Annotated in this window: 19 protein-coding genes and 2 pseudogenes; 15 read left to right on the top strand and 6 right to left on the bottom strand. The window is 64.2% G+C overall.

Annotated features, from left to right (window positions below; genetic code table 11):
* Window positions 1–91 precede the first annotated feature (91 nt).
* Window positions 92–697: a recombinase family protein gene (locus ABFY20_RS20265; RefSeq protein WP_368499950.1), complete on the top strand. Its 606-nt coding sequence runs from the start codon at window positions 92–94 to the stop codon at window positions 695–697.
* A gap of 126 nt (window positions 698–823) precedes the next feature.
* Here ABFY20_RS20265 and ABFY20_RS20270 read toward each other — a convergent pair.
* Window positions 824–1,021 (bottom strand): annotated as a pseudogene (locus tag ABFY20_RS20270) (alpha/beta fold hydrolase); the annotation flags it as partial.
* 361 nt (window positions 1,022–1,382) lie between these two features.
* Here ABFY20_RS20270 and ABFY20_RS20275 point away from each other — a divergent pair.
* A complete protein-coding gene (locus tag ABFY20_RS20275) occupies window positions 1,383–1,649 on the top strand; it encodes a hypothetical protein (RefSeq protein ID WP_368499951.1) in 267 nt (88 codons plus the stop codon).
* A gap of 22 nt (window positions 1,650–1,671) precedes the next feature.
* Window positions 1,672–1,794: a hypothetical protein gene (locus ABFY20_RS20280; protein WP_368499952.1), complete on the top strand. Its 123-nt coding sequence runs from the start codon at window positions 1,672–1,674 to the stop codon at window positions 1,792–1,794.
* A gap of 50 nt (window positions 1,795–1,844) precedes the next feature.
* Here the strand turns inward: ABFY20_RS20280 and ABFY20_RS20285 are convergent, their stop codons facing one another.
* Together ABFY20_RS20285 and ABFY20_RS20290 are read right to left on the bottom strand one after the other, a co-directional pair.
* A complete protein-coding gene (locus tag ABFY20_RS20285) occupies window positions 1,845–2,513 on the bottom strand; it encodes a DUF6766 family protein (RefSeq protein ID WP_368499953.1) in 669 nt (222 codons plus the stop codon).
* 90 nt (window positions 2,514–2,603) lie between these two features.
* Window positions 2,604–3,056: a hypothetical protein gene (locus ABFY20_RS20290; RefSeq protein WP_368499954.1), complete on the bottom strand. Its 453-nt coding sequence runs from the start codon at window positions 3,054–3,056 to the stop codon at window positions 2,604–2,606.
* A gap of 70 nt (window positions 3,057–3,126) precedes the next feature.
* Here ABFY20_RS20290 and ABFY20_RS20295 point away from each other — a divergent pair, with 70 nt between their 5' ends.
* Window positions 3,127–3,633, top strand: a complete 507-nt coding sequence (locus ABFY20_RS20295; protein WP_368499955.1) for a DUF6328 family protein — start codon at window positions 3,127–3,129, stop codon at window positions 3,631–3,633.
* Window positions 3,634–3,807: 174 nt separating this feature from the next.
* Here ABFY20_RS20295 and ABFY20_RS20300 read toward each other — a convergent pair whose 3' ends face one another.
* A complete protein-coding gene (locus tag ABFY20_RS20300; protein ID WP_368499956.1) occupies window positions 3,808–5,391 on the bottom strand; it encodes a LuxR C-terminal-related transcriptional regulator in 1,584 nt (527 codons plus the stop codon).
* 123 nt (window positions 5,392–5,514) lie between these two features.
* On the opposite strand from ABFY20_RS20300, the gene ABFY20_RS20305 reads away from it, so the two are divergent.
* The 7 genes from ABFY20_RS20305 (at window position 5,515) to ABFY20_RS20335 (ending at window position 10,591) form a co-directional block, all read left to right on the top strand.
* Entirely contained in the window at window positions 5,515–6,228 is a 714-nt protein-coding gene (locus ABFY20_RS20305; RefSeq protein ID WP_368499957.1) for a hypothetical protein, read from the top strand.
* A complete protein-coding gene (locus ABFY20_RS20310; protein ID WP_368499958.1) occupies window positions 6,225–6,641 on the top strand; it encodes a phage holin family protein in 417 nt (138 codons plus the stop codon). The genes ABFY20_RS20305 and ABFY20_RS20310 overlap by 4 nt, the downstream gene beginning before the upstream one ends.
* A complete protein-coding gene (locus ABFY20_RS20315) occupies window positions 6,638–7,213 on the top strand; it encodes a DUF3618 domain-containing protein (protein ID WP_368499959.1) in 576 nt (191 codons plus the stop codon). The genes ABFY20_RS20310 and ABFY20_RS20315 overlap by 4 nt, the downstream gene beginning before the upstream one ends.
* A 107-nt stretch (window positions 7,214–7,320) precedes the next feature.
* Window positions 7,321–8,397 (top strand): YihY/virulence factor BrkB family protein, encoded by a 1,077-nt coding sequence (locus ABFY20_RS20320; protein ID WP_368499960.1) that lies wholly within the window; start codon window positions 7,321–7,323, stop codon window positions 8,395–8,397.
* A 96-nt stretch (window positions 8,398–8,493) separates the two neighbouring features.
* Window positions 8,494–9,297: a PRC and DUF2382 domain-containing protein gene (locus ABFY20_RS20325; RefSeq protein WP_368499961.1), complete on the top strand. Its 804-nt coding sequence runs from the start codon at window positions 8,494–8,496 to the stop codon at window positions 9,295–9,297.
* A 29-nt stretch (window positions 9,298–9,326) separates the two neighbouring features.
* Window positions 9,327–9,986 (top strand): hypothetical protein, encoded by a 660-nt coding sequence (locus ABFY20_RS20330; RefSeq protein ID WP_368499962.1) that lies wholly within the window; start codon window positions 9,327–9,329, stop codon window positions 9,984–9,986.
* A 5-nt stretch (window positions 9,987–9,991) separates the two neighbouring features.
* Window positions 9,992–10,591 (top strand): PRC-barrel domain-containing protein, encoded by a 600-nt coding sequence (locus tag ABFY20_RS20335; protein WP_368499963.1) that lies wholly within the window; start codon window positions 9,992–9,994, stop codon window positions 10,589–10,591.
* 70 nt (window positions 10,592–10,661) lie between these two features.
* On the opposite strand, the gene ABFY20_RS20340 is transcribed toward ABFY20_RS20335, so the two are convergent.
* Complete coding sequence (locus ABFY20_RS20340; protein ID WP_368499964.1) at window positions 10,662–10,835, bottom strand: CsbD family protein; 174 nt, start codon at window positions 10,833–10,835, stop codon at window positions 10,662–10,664.
* A gap of 252 nt (window positions 10,836–11,087) precedes the next feature.
* Here ABFY20_RS20340 and ABFY20_RS20345 point away from each other — a divergent pair, with 252 nt between their 5' ends.
* A complete protein-coding gene (locus ABFY20_RS20345) occupies window positions 11,088–11,237 on the top strand; it encodes a hypothetical protein (protein WP_368499965.1) in 150 nt (49 codons plus the stop codon).
* 6 nt (window positions 11,238–11,243) lie between these two features.
* Here the strand turns inward: ABFY20_RS20345 and ABFY20_RS20350 are convergent, their stop codons facing one another.
* The gene (locus tag ABFY20_RS20350) at window positions 11,244–11,405 is read right to left on the bottom strand and encodes a hypothetical protein (protein WP_368499967.1); all 162 of its coding nucleotides are present in this window, start codon (window positions 11,403–11,405) and stop codon (window positions 11,244–11,246) included.
* Between the two features lie 111 nt (window positions 11,406–11,516).
* Here ABFY20_RS20350 and ABFY20_RS20355 point away from each other — a divergent pair, with 111 nt between their 5' ends.
* The 3 genes and pseudogenes from ABFY20_RS20355 to ABFY20_RS20365 all read left to right on the top strand — a co-directional run.
* Window positions 11,517–11,684, top strand: a complete 168-nt coding sequence (locus ABFY20_RS20355; RefSeq protein ID WP_368499968.1) for a hypothetical protein — start codon at window positions 11,517–11,519, stop codon at window positions 11,682–11,684.
* Window positions 11,685–11,733: 49 nt separating this feature from the next.
* Window positions 11,734–12,069: an ATP-dependent DNA ligase gene (locus tag ABFY20_RS20360; protein ID WP_368499969.1), complete on the top strand. Its 336-nt coding sequence runs from the start codon at window positions 11,734–11,736 to the stop codon at window positions 12,067–12,069.
* 191 nt (window positions 12,070–12,260) lie between these two features.
* Window positions 12,261–12,458 (top strand): annotated as a pseudogene (locus ABFY20_RS20365) (IS3 family transposase); the annotation flags it as partial.
* Window positions 12,459–12,960: the final 502 nt, after the last annotated feature.

Consider the following 12,960-nt stretch of genomic DNA (forward strand, 5'->3'; position numbering starts at 1 on the left):
TTCTCGGCACCATCGAACGTCTCGGAAAGTCGTCTCACCACTCAGCGTGTCTCAAACCCGAGTTCAGGGGTTTGTGGGACAAGATGGCTCCATGAGGCTTCTTGGCTACACCAGGGTCAGCACCACCAATCAGGACCCGCAACTCCAGATTGATTCACTCCTCTCTATAGGGGTCCAGAAACGCGACATCTTTGCCGACGTCATGTCCGGCAGCAAAGCGGCCGGATCACGACCTGGGATGCAGCAACTGCTCGAGTACGCCGAACCCGGCGACACCGTCGTCGTCTGGCGAGTCGACCGGCTCGGTCGATCTCTGATCGACGTCCTCAACACCGTCAACGGACTCCGCGACGCCGGCATCAACGTGCGATCCATCTCCGACGGAATCGACCCAGCAACATCCACGGGACGGCTGATGCTGAACATGCTCGCCACCCTTGCCGAGTACGAACGCGAGCTCATCGTCGAACGCGTCAACGCCGGCATCGCAGTCGCACGCGAAGCCGGCACGAGATTCGGCCGACCCACGTCCGACCCAGGCGTGGTGGGCGAGAAGCTGGCGATCGTTGCGACCGCTCGCGCTGCAGGCAAGACCGCAGCGGAAGCCGCGCAGCTCGTCGGCTGGAGCCGAGCCACGCTCTACCGCCACCAGGCCGCCAATGCCGATCACGCGACAAGATCACCGCAGACCGTCTAGCGATCCATGCCGGTTCGTTGCGCAAGAGTTCTTCGCGAGCGCGATCCATTGCAACGCTCTCGTGCGCGTCAAATATCCCTTGCGCCGAGCAACCTTCACGAAGTGTCTCGCAACCATCTGTAGCGGTGAGGCCCCGTATCCGGTGAGGTCGGGGCAGACGACCGTGAACCCGGCCTCGACAAGACGGGGTGCGACCTTGTGCCAAGTGGCACCGGTCCGCGGATGCCCGTGCAGCAACAGCACCGGTGGCCCCTCGCCACCGTGACGCACGTGCAGTCGCGCTCTATCGACCTGAACGTCTTCGACCGTGAAGCCTTCGAACACGACCCCATCCTTCCACCGCGATGACGCAACCGCAGCGTTGGGTTGCTTGCGTCAAGCCGGTCCGGGAAAGGACGGGCGGGCGTAGCGTCAGTTGCATGGAGGAATCATGACCACACACAACGACAAGGGCCGACCTGACGCAGATGAAATTCCGGACGGATCAAGCTCTGACGGCAGCACCTCCAGCGACGGGGAAGACACCGCATCGGGCGGCGGAGCTGACGATGAGTGATCCCCGCCCCGACCACACCCCCACCCCCGATGAGGTCGACCCCGATGAGGGAACAGAACCAGACGGCACCCCGGTCGAAAACCCGTCAGGGCTTGCACACCGCCTGCCTGCACAGCTTCTGGTCGCGTCGTGACATCGACGGGCGGGAACTTCATTGACGACGTGCTGCGGAAACCAATGCAGGTCGTCGTCGACGGGGAAACGTACCGGCTGCAAGGCAGCCAGGTCGCGTACGACCTGGAGGTGGTCTCCGAGCCCGGAGATACCGTCGTCGGATATATCGCCCGGCGGACCGCGGACAGCGCCGGATTCGTTCCCGCCGCCGCCGCCAACCAGGTTCCACCGGAAGAGCACGCTGATCTCGCTGACGGCATCCGCGCGCTCGTGAACGCCTGACACCTACGCAAGGAGAGAAGTCATGCCCAAACCCCTGGTCTGGATCGCCGTGATCGCGGTGGGGATCACCGGATACATCATCGGCACCCGCGTGAAAGCGGCAGAAACCGTCGCAAAGAAAGCACACAAAAAGCTTAGAAAGTAACCATCGCCTTAGCCGGCTGAAGTCTGGTTCCGTCCCTGCAGGGATCGGGGTTAGGTGCCGGTTTCGTGGTGGGGGTCGCCGACCTTCTTGGATTCGCTCGACCCCCGTTCGCGAAGATAGATCGCTAGCGCGGCCATGCTTCCGACGGCCAGGAACTCGGACTGCCAGTTCTGCAGGGTCCGGTTCCAGAAGTCCGCCGAGAATACATACCCGATCCAGCTAACGGGTGCTTCGAGGCTGGTGAGTTGCTCCTCGTTGTAGGCGATCGTCCCGGTGACGGATTGGGCGAGCCAGGACAGCAGGAAGATCGACCCCATCACGATCAGTAGCGAGTGAGAGAACAGCACGCGACGGAACCCGTCAGCGGCCGCCCACCGTGGTGACCCTGGCTCGGCGTAACGGCCGATCTTCTGCTCCTGGTCGGTCTCTTTGCCTTCCTTGCCGGGCTGTTTCGATTCGGGTGAGCCGCGCTGGATGAGCCACACGGTGGCCCAGATGTAGAGGAAGAACTGGAGGTATTCGGATTGCCAGTTCTCGGCGACATCGACGGCGAAGTTCGACGACGTTACGAATCGCCAATACCCGATCTTCAGGAGCCCTTCGGCGACCTGGGTGTCGTTGTAGGCGGCAAGTCCCGCGAAGGACTGCCCGATCAGCGCGGCCAGGAAGATGATCCCGAAAAACAGGGTGAGGCTGTTGTCGCGGACGAATTGCTTCATCCCGCTCACCGGTGCAACAGCCCAATCGTGAAGCAGGCCACCAAGCCGACGACGATCAGTACCAGGTAGGACGTGAACATCGTGCGCATGTCAGCTCCCATTCAGAACGCAGTCGAACGGAGCATCCTCGACCGGGGTGCATCCGGCGGCGCGGATGAGCCACCCGTCATCGCCGACGGTGAGGAATACCGCCGTGTCCCCGGTTTGCGCGTACGCGGCGCGGCTGTAGACCTCGACCGAGTTCGCAGGCGACGCCGTGTCGACACCGAGGGTGAGAATCCCCTCGGCGCACCCAGTCCCGGTGGTGTCTTCCACCGCTTCATGGGCACTGTCATTCAGCAGCGCGCAAGCGGCATCGCCATCGCCGGCGTCGAGCGCAGCGAAGAACCCGCTGACGGCTCCCGTGGCGGCGGCGCTGTCGGGTTCGAGCGAGGAACATCCCGTGAGCAGTCCCGCAAGTCCGACAGCGACAAGAAGGGTGCCGGTCGTGGTGTGGCACCGCCGTCTGGTACTGGGGGCCTGTCGTACACCGGTGTAGCTCATGGTGATCGCGACAATAGCAGTGCGCGACCTCGTTGACGGGAAGCGCACCGGAGTCAGTGAAGGAGCCCCCGTGGGAGACGAGATAGCCGTGGATGCCGATCCTGCGGATGACCGGGATGAGAGTCCAAACGAGCGGTACGACCGCAACTGGAACGAACTCCTGCAGGAGTTCCGGGTACTCCAGACCGGCACCCAGATCCTCGCCGGATTCCTCCTGACACTGCCTTTCCAGCAGAGGTTCACCGAGCTGAGCCGGTTGGATCACACTCTCTACCTGGTGCTGGTAATTCTCGCCGCGGTGATCACGTTGCTGGCGTTGGCACCGGTGACGATGCACCGGCTGCTGTTCCGGCAGAAGGCAAAGAAGCAGCTCGTCCAAACCTCCAGCATCATCCTGATCATCTGCCTCGCCGCCGCATCACTGTTGTTCGTCGGAATCGTGCTGTTCATCTTCGACTTCGTGATCTCCCCGGAAGCGGGCTTCTGGGCCGCAGGCGTCGTGCTCGTCCTCGCGGTGATCATCTGGGCCGTCGCTCCCCCACTTCTGCGCGCTGCGCGGCGCCGCTCCGCCGACTAAAGCTGTCGAGGCTTCTGGGCGGGTGATCCGCGTGTTGGGATGTGCTCCCTCGAGCGGGCCTCGAGGAACGTAAACAGCTCGGACGCGATCATGAGTTCGTAACGGGCTTCGTCCGTCATCCTCACCATCCCACCGGTCTCGTCACGACGGAAGCGGCCTGGCGGCAGCGGAGGGCTACTCCTCGGGGTTGAGGTAACCGTGTCGGAGAGCGAGTTCTTCAAGGGATGCGCGCGATCGAACATCGAGCTTGCGGTAGACGCTCCGCAGCTGCGTCTTGACGGTGTTCCGGGATACGAACAGCTGGGCGGCGACCTCGTCCATGCTGTGGTGGGACGCGACGCTTCGCGCGACCGCAAGTTCTCGTGGGCTCAATCGCAGGAACGGGTCGGCGCCGGTGCTGAGGCTGTCGGAAAGAAGCGCATTCCGGATATCGGTGGGTAATGGGTCGGGCAGGAGCTCGAACAACGAGGCCCAATCTGCGGCGGGGACGATTGTCAGGGGCACGTAGAGGCGGTGCTGGTCGGCGAGTCGGAGTGCCATGCTGACCTGCTTTCTGGCTGCGTCGGTCTCACCCAGCCGGCACGCCGCCGCACCGGCGACGGCGAGAGCCCCTACGAGGATTCGAGGTGAAGCGGTCGAGGCGCCGACGAGGACGGTGGCCTTACGCCGGGCTCGCGTGACGTCTCCGGTGAGAAGGTGAGCGGCGGCTTTCCAGAGGCGGATCTGCAGGATTCCGAAATCGACGTCGCGTGAGGTGATGGCGACGTCATTGAGAGCGGCTCTGGCGCCGGGCCAGTTCTCGAGCCGAGACAGCAGAATCGATCGAGCGATGGCGACGAATGGCGCCCAGGCTCCTCCCTGGAGGGCATCCGCGGGCAGCGATGCGGCCGACGAGTCGATCTGGGTGAGGAGGTCGACGCATCGTGCCGGGTCGGTCTCCGTCAGGGCAAGCAGGTACTTCTGTGCTGGCCACCGCTCCGGCACGCCGGCAAGATTCACGCGGGCAAGCTCGTCGCGGGCGGTCTCGATGTCGAGATCGTCGATGAACAGCTGCGCTTGGGCGAACCGTGCTGTAACTGATGCGCGGTTGCCCCACCATTCTCCGTCGGTGTCGGGAAGGCGGTTCAGCCACATCCGCGCCTGGATGTTGCGGCCGGCGAGGCCGTGCATCCAGGCCAGTGCGCCGGCGGCGGATGCTTCTGCGATCCGGTGCCCGATGGCGGCGGCTGCGTCGAAGCTTTCGGTGTATTCGCGGGTCGCGCGGTCGGTGTCTCCGTAGTACTCCCAGGCCATCGCCCACTGGAACACAATCTCCGGAAGCGCCTGCTTGAGACTGGCGCGCGTGGCGTCGTCGGCGTCGTCAAGCAACGACCTCGCTTCACGTGCCGTGTCGACTGCGTCCGCGTACCGGCCGCCGGCACGGCGTGCCGCGATTTTGCTGGTCAGCTGGGCCAGAACGTCGAGGAGGTTGGTTGGTTCTGGGGTCGGTGCGGTCCCGCGGAAGATCGTTGTCGGAGTGCTGCCGTTCGTCACGTACCGGTTTACGTAGTCAGCGGCCAGCGCCCATCGCGGATTGGCTTCCAGCACCGTTTCCGGAAGTGCGTTGACCGCTCGCTGGATTGCTGCCGGGTCAGAGGACAGGACGGCCCCCCAGTGCTCGTCGAGGATTGCCACAACGTCCGGCCATTGCCCGGCCTGGACATGGCTATCCAGCAATTCCCCGAGCTTGGCCGCTCCGTGCGCGTCTGACTCGCTCATCCCGAGTCAAAACTACAGGTCACGTGTCGACTTGGCGTTCTGTCTAGGGGGCTCCGTTTCTCCCGAATAGGGGTAGAGCTGTGAGTACCCGCCAGACCGGTTGGGTGATCGAGAGGGAAAACTATGTCGGAAAGTTATGTTCCTGCGCCGCAGGGCGGCTTCGAGCCCCCCGCGAACGATGACCAGGGAAAGGTCGACACGGCCAAGCAGGAGGCCGCCAACCTGAAAGACACCGCCGCCGAGCAGGCCAGCAACGTCGCAGGCACCGCGAAGGACGAGGCGAAGAACGTCGCCCACGAGGCCAAGTCGCAGGCGAAAGATTTGTTCGCGCAGACCCAGTCAGAGCTGAAGGAGCAGGCCGGGGTGCAGCAGCAACGCGTCGCATCCGGTCTCCGCTCGCTCGGTGATGAGCTCGGTTCCATGGCCAGCGGTTCGGAGCAGCAGGGTCTCGCCACCGACCTGGTGCGTCAGGTGTCCGACCGTGCCGGCAGCGCCGCATCCTGGCTGGATGCCCGCGATCCGGGTTCCCTGCTGAACGAGGTCAAGTCCTACGCTCGACGAAAGCCCGGCACCTTCATTGCCGTCGCGGCGATCGCTGGAGTCGTTGCGGGACGCCTCACCCGCTCTCTCGCCGGTGTCGCCGCCGATGAGAAGGAAACCGAAGCATCGGCGCCGAGCACGGCTACGAGTGCCCCCGTCGTGACGCCGCCGCCGGTCGTCGACCCGCCCGTCACCAGCACGCCGGGTCTCGTCGACGACACCCCTCTCTACAACCAGCGGGCCTCAACGCTGAACGATGACGGGTACACGCTCCCCGGGGATGAGTATCCGCGATGACTGACGAGTACACGCCGTCGGAGCAGAAGGCAGCGAACACCTCGCTGGGCGATCTGCTCGGAGAGGTCACGAAAGACCTCTCCACCTTGATGCGGCAAGAGCTCGAGCTCGCGAAAGCCGAACTGAAACAGTCCGCGACTCGCGCCGGAAAGGGTGCAGGGATGCTCGGCGGGGCCGGGTACGCCGCCCTGATGGCGATCCTGTTCCTATCGATCGCCGGCTGGTGGGCGCTGGGCACCCTGATCGGCAACGGTTGGTCCGGCCTCGTCGTAACCGCGATTTGGGCGATCATCGCCCTGATCCTGTTCCTGGTCGGAAAGAAGCAGCTCAAGGAGGTCAACGGGGCACCGAAGACCGTCGAGTCCTTGAAGAAGATCCCCGAGACATTGAAGCGAAATGAGGAGAACCGATGACTGATTCACCTGAAGAGATCCGCGCCCGCATCGAACAGACGCGCACCGAGCTCGGCGGCGACGTCGACGCGCTGGCCGACAAGGTCACCCCCTCCAAGATCGTCGGCCGCCAGACCGACAAGGTCAAAGAAGCCGTCGGCTCCGTCAAGGACCGCGTCTTCGGCGTTGCCGACGACGCGAAGTCCTCCCTCTCCGACCACAGCGGCAACGCCTCCGGGGCGATCTCGGACGCCGCAAGCACGGCAAAGGCGAAGGCTGAGGGCAATCCGCTCGCGGTCGGTCTGATCGCGTTCGGTGTTGGCCTGCTCGCGGCGTCGCTGATTCCGGCGTCGACGAAGGAGAAGGAGGTCGCGTCGAACATCAAGGAGCAGGCGCAGCCCCTCGTCGACCAGGTCACCGACGCGGCCAAAGAGGTCGGCGAGCACCTCAAGGAGCCGGCCCAGGACGCCGCGGCCGCGGTGAAGGATGCTGCGACCGGCGCCGTCGACAACGTCAAGTCGGAAGCGACGTCAGCGGCCGACGAGGTCAAGGATCAGGCCCAGCAGTCCAAGGACACCGTCCAGAACAGCTGACCGGCAGTCACCCTGCGAACGGCGGTGGCACGGCTCGCGCCGGCCACCGCCGTTCCACTCCCCCACCAGCACATACGACCTGCAGCACTTTCGATTTGAGGACGCCGATGAGTACCGAATCCGCCACTAAGCGGGCGAACAAGAACGCGCCCGACCCAGACGATTCCCGAAAGCCCGATGGCCCCACCGATCTGAAGAAGCGGTCCTGGGTCTACGTGCTGAAGAAGACCGCACGCGAGTTCTCCGCCGACCAGTGCACCGACATCGCCGCGAGCCTCACCTACTACGCCGTCCTCGCCCTATTCCCGGCACTGATCGCGATCTTCTCCCTCCTCGGCGTCGTCGGTCAGGGACAGGCCGCGTCCGACGCGATCCTCGGCATCGTCGACGACGTCGCCCCAGGCGGCACCGCGGACATCATCCGCGGCCCCATCGAGCAATTCGCCTCCTCCCCCGCGGCCGGCTTCGCCCTGATCAGCGGCCTGATCGTGGCCATCTGGTCCGCGTCTGGCTATGTCACCGCGTTCAGCCGCGCGATGAACCGCATCTACGAGATCGAAGAAGGCCGGCCGTTCTGGAAGCTCAAGCCGGTGCAGCTGCTCGTGACCGTCGTCGCGCTCGTGCTGATCGTGATCGCCGCGATCATCCTGGTCGTATCCGGGCCGGTGGCGGATGCCGTGGGCTCAGCCCTCGGTATCGGAGAGACGGCGACGGTGGTCTGGTCGATCGCGAAATGGCCGGTTCTCGCCCTGGTGCTCGTGCTGATCCTCGCGATCCTTTACTACGCCACACCGAACGCGAAGCAGCCGAAGTTCCGGTGGATGAGCATGGGCGCTCTCCTCGCACTCGTCGTGCTCGCAATCGCCACTGTGGCGTTCGGGTTCTATGTGGCGAACTTCTCCAACTACGACAAGAACTACGGCTCCCTCGCCGGAGTCGTCATCTTCCTCCTCTGGCTGTGGATCGTGAACAACGCCATCCTCTTCGGCGCCGAGTTCGACGCCGAACTCGAGCGCGGCCGCCAGCTACAGGCCGGCATCGCCGCCGAGGAAGACATTCAGCTGCCCCCTCGCGACACCCGCAAGAGCGACAAGATCGCCGCGAAGGAACAGAAAGACGTCGAGGAGGGGCGTCGCATCCGCCAGCAGCACGGCGAGAGTGACACCGACACGAACAACAAATGAAACCACGTCAAGTGGGTTGGCGAATCGTGTGCCAAGGAGCCCACTGACAACGTCTGCCATCCGACGGACGCATGCAACGAATCATTGGAGTAACTCATGATCGACAGCAGCAACCTCAACGCCCTCACCGGTGCCACCGTGTACGACAACGACGGTGACAAGATCGGCTCCGTCGGCCAGATCTTCACCGACCCCGCCACGGGCGGCGCGTCCTGGATCACCGTGAAGACCGGCCTGTTCGGCACCGGCGAGTCGTTCGTTCCGGCCACCGAGGCCACCTTCGACGGCAACGACGACGTCCGCGTCAGCTACACCAAGGCCTTCGTCAAAGACGCCCCCCGCGTCGACACCGACGGCGAACTCGACCAGAACGACACCGACGCCCTCTACACCTACTACGGCTTCAGCTCCGGGTCGACGACCACCGACTACGACACCACCGGCACCGACACCGACGCGACCGTCGGTCACGACACCTCCGGGCCGAACACGGACGACGCGATCACCCGCTCGGAGGAACACCTGCGGGTCGGCACGGAGCGGGTCGAGACCGGCCGAGCGCGCCTGCACAAGTACGTCGTCACCGAGCAGGAGACCGTCACCGTCCCCGTCAGCCACGAAGAAGTCCGCGTCGTCACCGAACCCATCACCGACGGCAACATCGGCGACGCCCTCGACGGGCCGGACATCAGCGAAGAAGACCACGAGGTCGTCCTCACCGGTGACCGCGTGGTCACCGACACCGAAGCCGTCCCGGTCGAGCGGGTGCGGCTGGAGACCGAGACGGTCACCGACCAGGAGACCGTCACCGGCGACGTCCGCAAGGAACGCATCGACATCGACGGCGACACCACCACCGGCACCACCGAAGCATCCGACGGCACTACGCCGCGGATCTAGCCGCTCGCGCTGCGACGAAAAGCATGACGATGACGAACAACGACAACACCACAGCCGCGGCCGGGTCCGTGCCGGCCACGGGCGGGTCCGTGCCCGCGGCCGGCGGGTCGGTGCCGCTCGAGGAGCGGGGCACCCTCCGCGAGGAGGTTGTGACCCGGGAGAAGGAGAAGTTCGGCGGGTTCAAGTTCGGGTCCGCGTTCTTCGGCTGGCTGACCGCCACCGGAACCGGCGTCATCCTCACCGCCCTCGTCGCCGCCACCGGCGCCGCCCTCGGACTCGGCACCACCGACAACGTCGAGAACCTCGACGAGGGCGACACCACGACGATCGGTATCATCGGCGCCATCGCCCTCGTCGTCGTGCTGCTGATCTCCTACTTCGCCGGCGGCTACGTCGCCGGCCGGATGGCCCGCTTCGATGGCGTCAAACAGGGTCTGGCCGTGTGGCTGTGGGCGGTCGTGATCGCGATCGTCGTCGCTATCATCGGGGCGATCGCCGGCAGCCAGTTCAACCTCCTCGGCAACCTCAACAGCTTCCCCCGCATCCCCATCAACGAAGGCGCACTCACGGCCACCGGCATCATCACCGCCATCGTGCTCGCCCTCGCCAGCCTCGCCGGCGCGCTGCTAGGTGGGGCTGCGGGGATGCGGTTCCACCGCAAGGTCGACCGCGCTGGCCTGGGACGGTGAGGCGCGTGCTTCCCTCCACGAACATTCAAAGCATCGTCGGCGCCACCCTCTACGGTCCCGACGAGGAGAAGATCGGCCGCATCTCGCAGGTGCTCGTCGATGCCGGCGACGGGCACCCCACCTGGGCCGAAGTGCACGTCGGTACCCTTGGACGGCACACCACGTACGTCCCGCTCCACGAGGCCACCTGGGAGCACGACGACGTCTACGTCCCCTACGACAAAGACCTCGTCAAAAACGCCCCACGCCCCGACGGCGACGGCGGCCTCGACCCCACCCAGGAGCAGGAGCTGACCCGTCACTACGCCGGGACAGCAACCCCCGAGCAGCACTCGGCGCACCCACCAGTGAACCACGACGACACCGCCCACGACGAGGCCGCCGTCAGCGATGACACTGCGGCGGGTGAAACACCAGCACAGCAGCTCGATGATGACGGGGTGCTTTGGGAGGAGCGACTGGTCGTGTCCAAGGAAAAGGTGCCCGTCGCGAAGGTGCACCTGGAGACCACAACCGTCACCGAAGAACACGAGATCACCGCCGACGTACGGAAGGAACGCATCGCCGTCGACGAACAGAAGACGACTCCTCCCCCGCAGATTTAGGTGCCGACATACCTAAACGAAAGGCCCGCCCCCACTCCGGGGGCGGGCCTTTTCGTTGTTCAGTGGTCGGCTAGTTCTTGAACGCGTCCTTGACGTTCTCGCCAGCCTTCTTCACATCGGCGCTGGCCTGATCGGCCTTGCCCTCGGCCACCTTGGAGTCATCGTTGGTGGCCTTGCCGAAGGCTTCCTTGGCCTTGCCGCCGAGATCTTCGGCCGCGTTCTGCACTTTGTCGTCTGCACCCATCAGGGCACCTCCTATTCGTTCGCGCCGCTGCTGCGACACCCCTTCCCACTCTGCCCCCCTCACCCGCATACCGCACCGGCGCTACCCGACGCACGCGCCCCAATAATGCGGCACGGGCAGGAACCATTTGAGATCCGGCGGTTGGCTCCGACCGCGCGCACGCTGTCGCCCGAGGCGGCACCGATGATGCAACCGAAACGTGATCAATGACAGCCTGAATTTGGCATTGCGAGAAGTGGGGTGCGGGGCACAATGAGTGAACCGCTGTTGACAGATCTTGAAGGGTGGAAGCCGGTGCGGAGCGTGTGGGCGCTGCTTGGAATGTTGCTGCTCGGCCTGGCGCTGGTCGCGACTATCACCGCCGGGATCATGGTCCTTCTGATCCCCCTAGCGCTTCTCTGACGCAGGTCAGCAATCGAAGCCGAGCTCGTCGAGGCCGAACTCTGTCATATCGTCGAGTTCGTCGAGAATGAGCTTCCAGTGCCCGTCATCGGCCAGAGCGCGAAGAACACCGGGCCTGCCGGTGGCGATGACTTCCAAGCGCATGCCCGCTGCTGGCTCGTACGTCACGATTCTTCCACCCGACACCCGGAACCGTCACACCTCCTGCACGCTCCCCGCACTTCCCAGCATTCTCGTCAACCCCGTCTATCGACCGCCCTACGGGTGCTCACTGGGTAGATGTCTAGCAACGTGTGGGTGGTGCTGAGCGTCGATGGTGACCAATCCGAGGTGGTCGGGATCTTCGAATCAGAGCAGCAGGCCAATGACGCCGCCGAACACACGGGCAAGTACGTCTCGGTCGAGCAACACCACGTGATCGGCCCCAGGGATGCGTCTGGTCTGTGACAATCGTTCACAACCGCACGCCCACTGTCCCGACCAGAAAGACACCATCATGGGGAAGCTGCTCTACGGCACTCACCAGCGCGAACTCGAAATCGAAGACCGCCTACTGGCCCACCTCAAGATCGTGATCCTCACCAAACTTCGCCGAACTGAGTGCTTCGCCTTCTCCTGGGAAAACGACGCCGCCGACGGCAGCGGCCGCGGAACCATCTGGCTCTCCCCGCACATCCCCCTAGAGTTCGACTTCTATGGCGGCCGCCCACCCCGCATCAACCGGGCCTGGCTCCAAGCACTCACATCCACGGCGGAGCGCGGCGAGCTCCACGCCGTGCCCGAAATGGAAGACTCCGACCCGACCGCGAATCACGCCCAAACACGCCTCTGATACTGTTCCTCGCCTGCGGAAAATCAAGGGTGGCCTCGGTCGGCGTCGACCTGTCGAATAACGATCGTTTTTGAGCTTGCGACGTCTCCGAACTAATCGGACGTTAGCCTTCGAACATGCCAGACATCGACCGTGCTTCCGCCCTCGTCCAGGAGTTGATGGACAAATTCGACGACCCAGCCGAGACCATCGCCTCAATGGAAAGCTTCTTCGCCCTGTTGCAGAAGAACGTGCTGAACACGAAACGCTGGGACAGCCGGCAGGATCTCCGCCTGGCGATCGTGACCTGGATCGAGACGAAATACAACCGAAGGCGCCGCCAACGAGGCCTCGGCAAACTCACCCCGGTCGAGTTTGAGATGATCAACAAAGCCGCTACCGCGGCCTAACTACCCCAACCCCCGAGCATCAACCAAAGTCGGGGCAGACCCTGGTTCCATCACAGGGCGCAATTTTTCACTGGCCACGTAGATGACTTGCCCGTCTTATTGGGTTTAGTGGGGCTTATGCGATCTGGGAGAAGACTTGCGTTGGCAGATTGTCTTAACTTAGGCAAGAGGTGCCAGACCACTGCATCGTGGCTATGTAATCGGCCGACCGGGGCTCAGTCGAGTGTCGCCTGTGATGCGGTACTCCTGTCCCTCGTTGTACTGCTCTTCACGTCGAGCTGTTTCGGCTGCGATAGCGCGCTCGACAAACTCTGACCACGACCGGTCCCCCGCCAAGTGTGCTGTGGCTTTGTATGTGGCACGTGCATGGTCGCGAATGATTGGATCGAGATAGATGCTGACGCGCGCCTTGCCGTCCTCTCCCCCTTTAGGTGCAGCTGTAGGCACCGGCGGGTCGGTCTGAACCGTGGCTGATGCTTGCGGTTGCGCGGACACCGCGACC

Origin of the sequence: Herbiconiux sp. A18JL235 (assembly GCF_040939305.1) — a bacterium.
In the GTDB taxonomy this organism is placed as follows: Bacteria; Actinomycetota; Actinomycetes; order Actinomycetales; family Microbacteriaceae; genus Herbiconiux.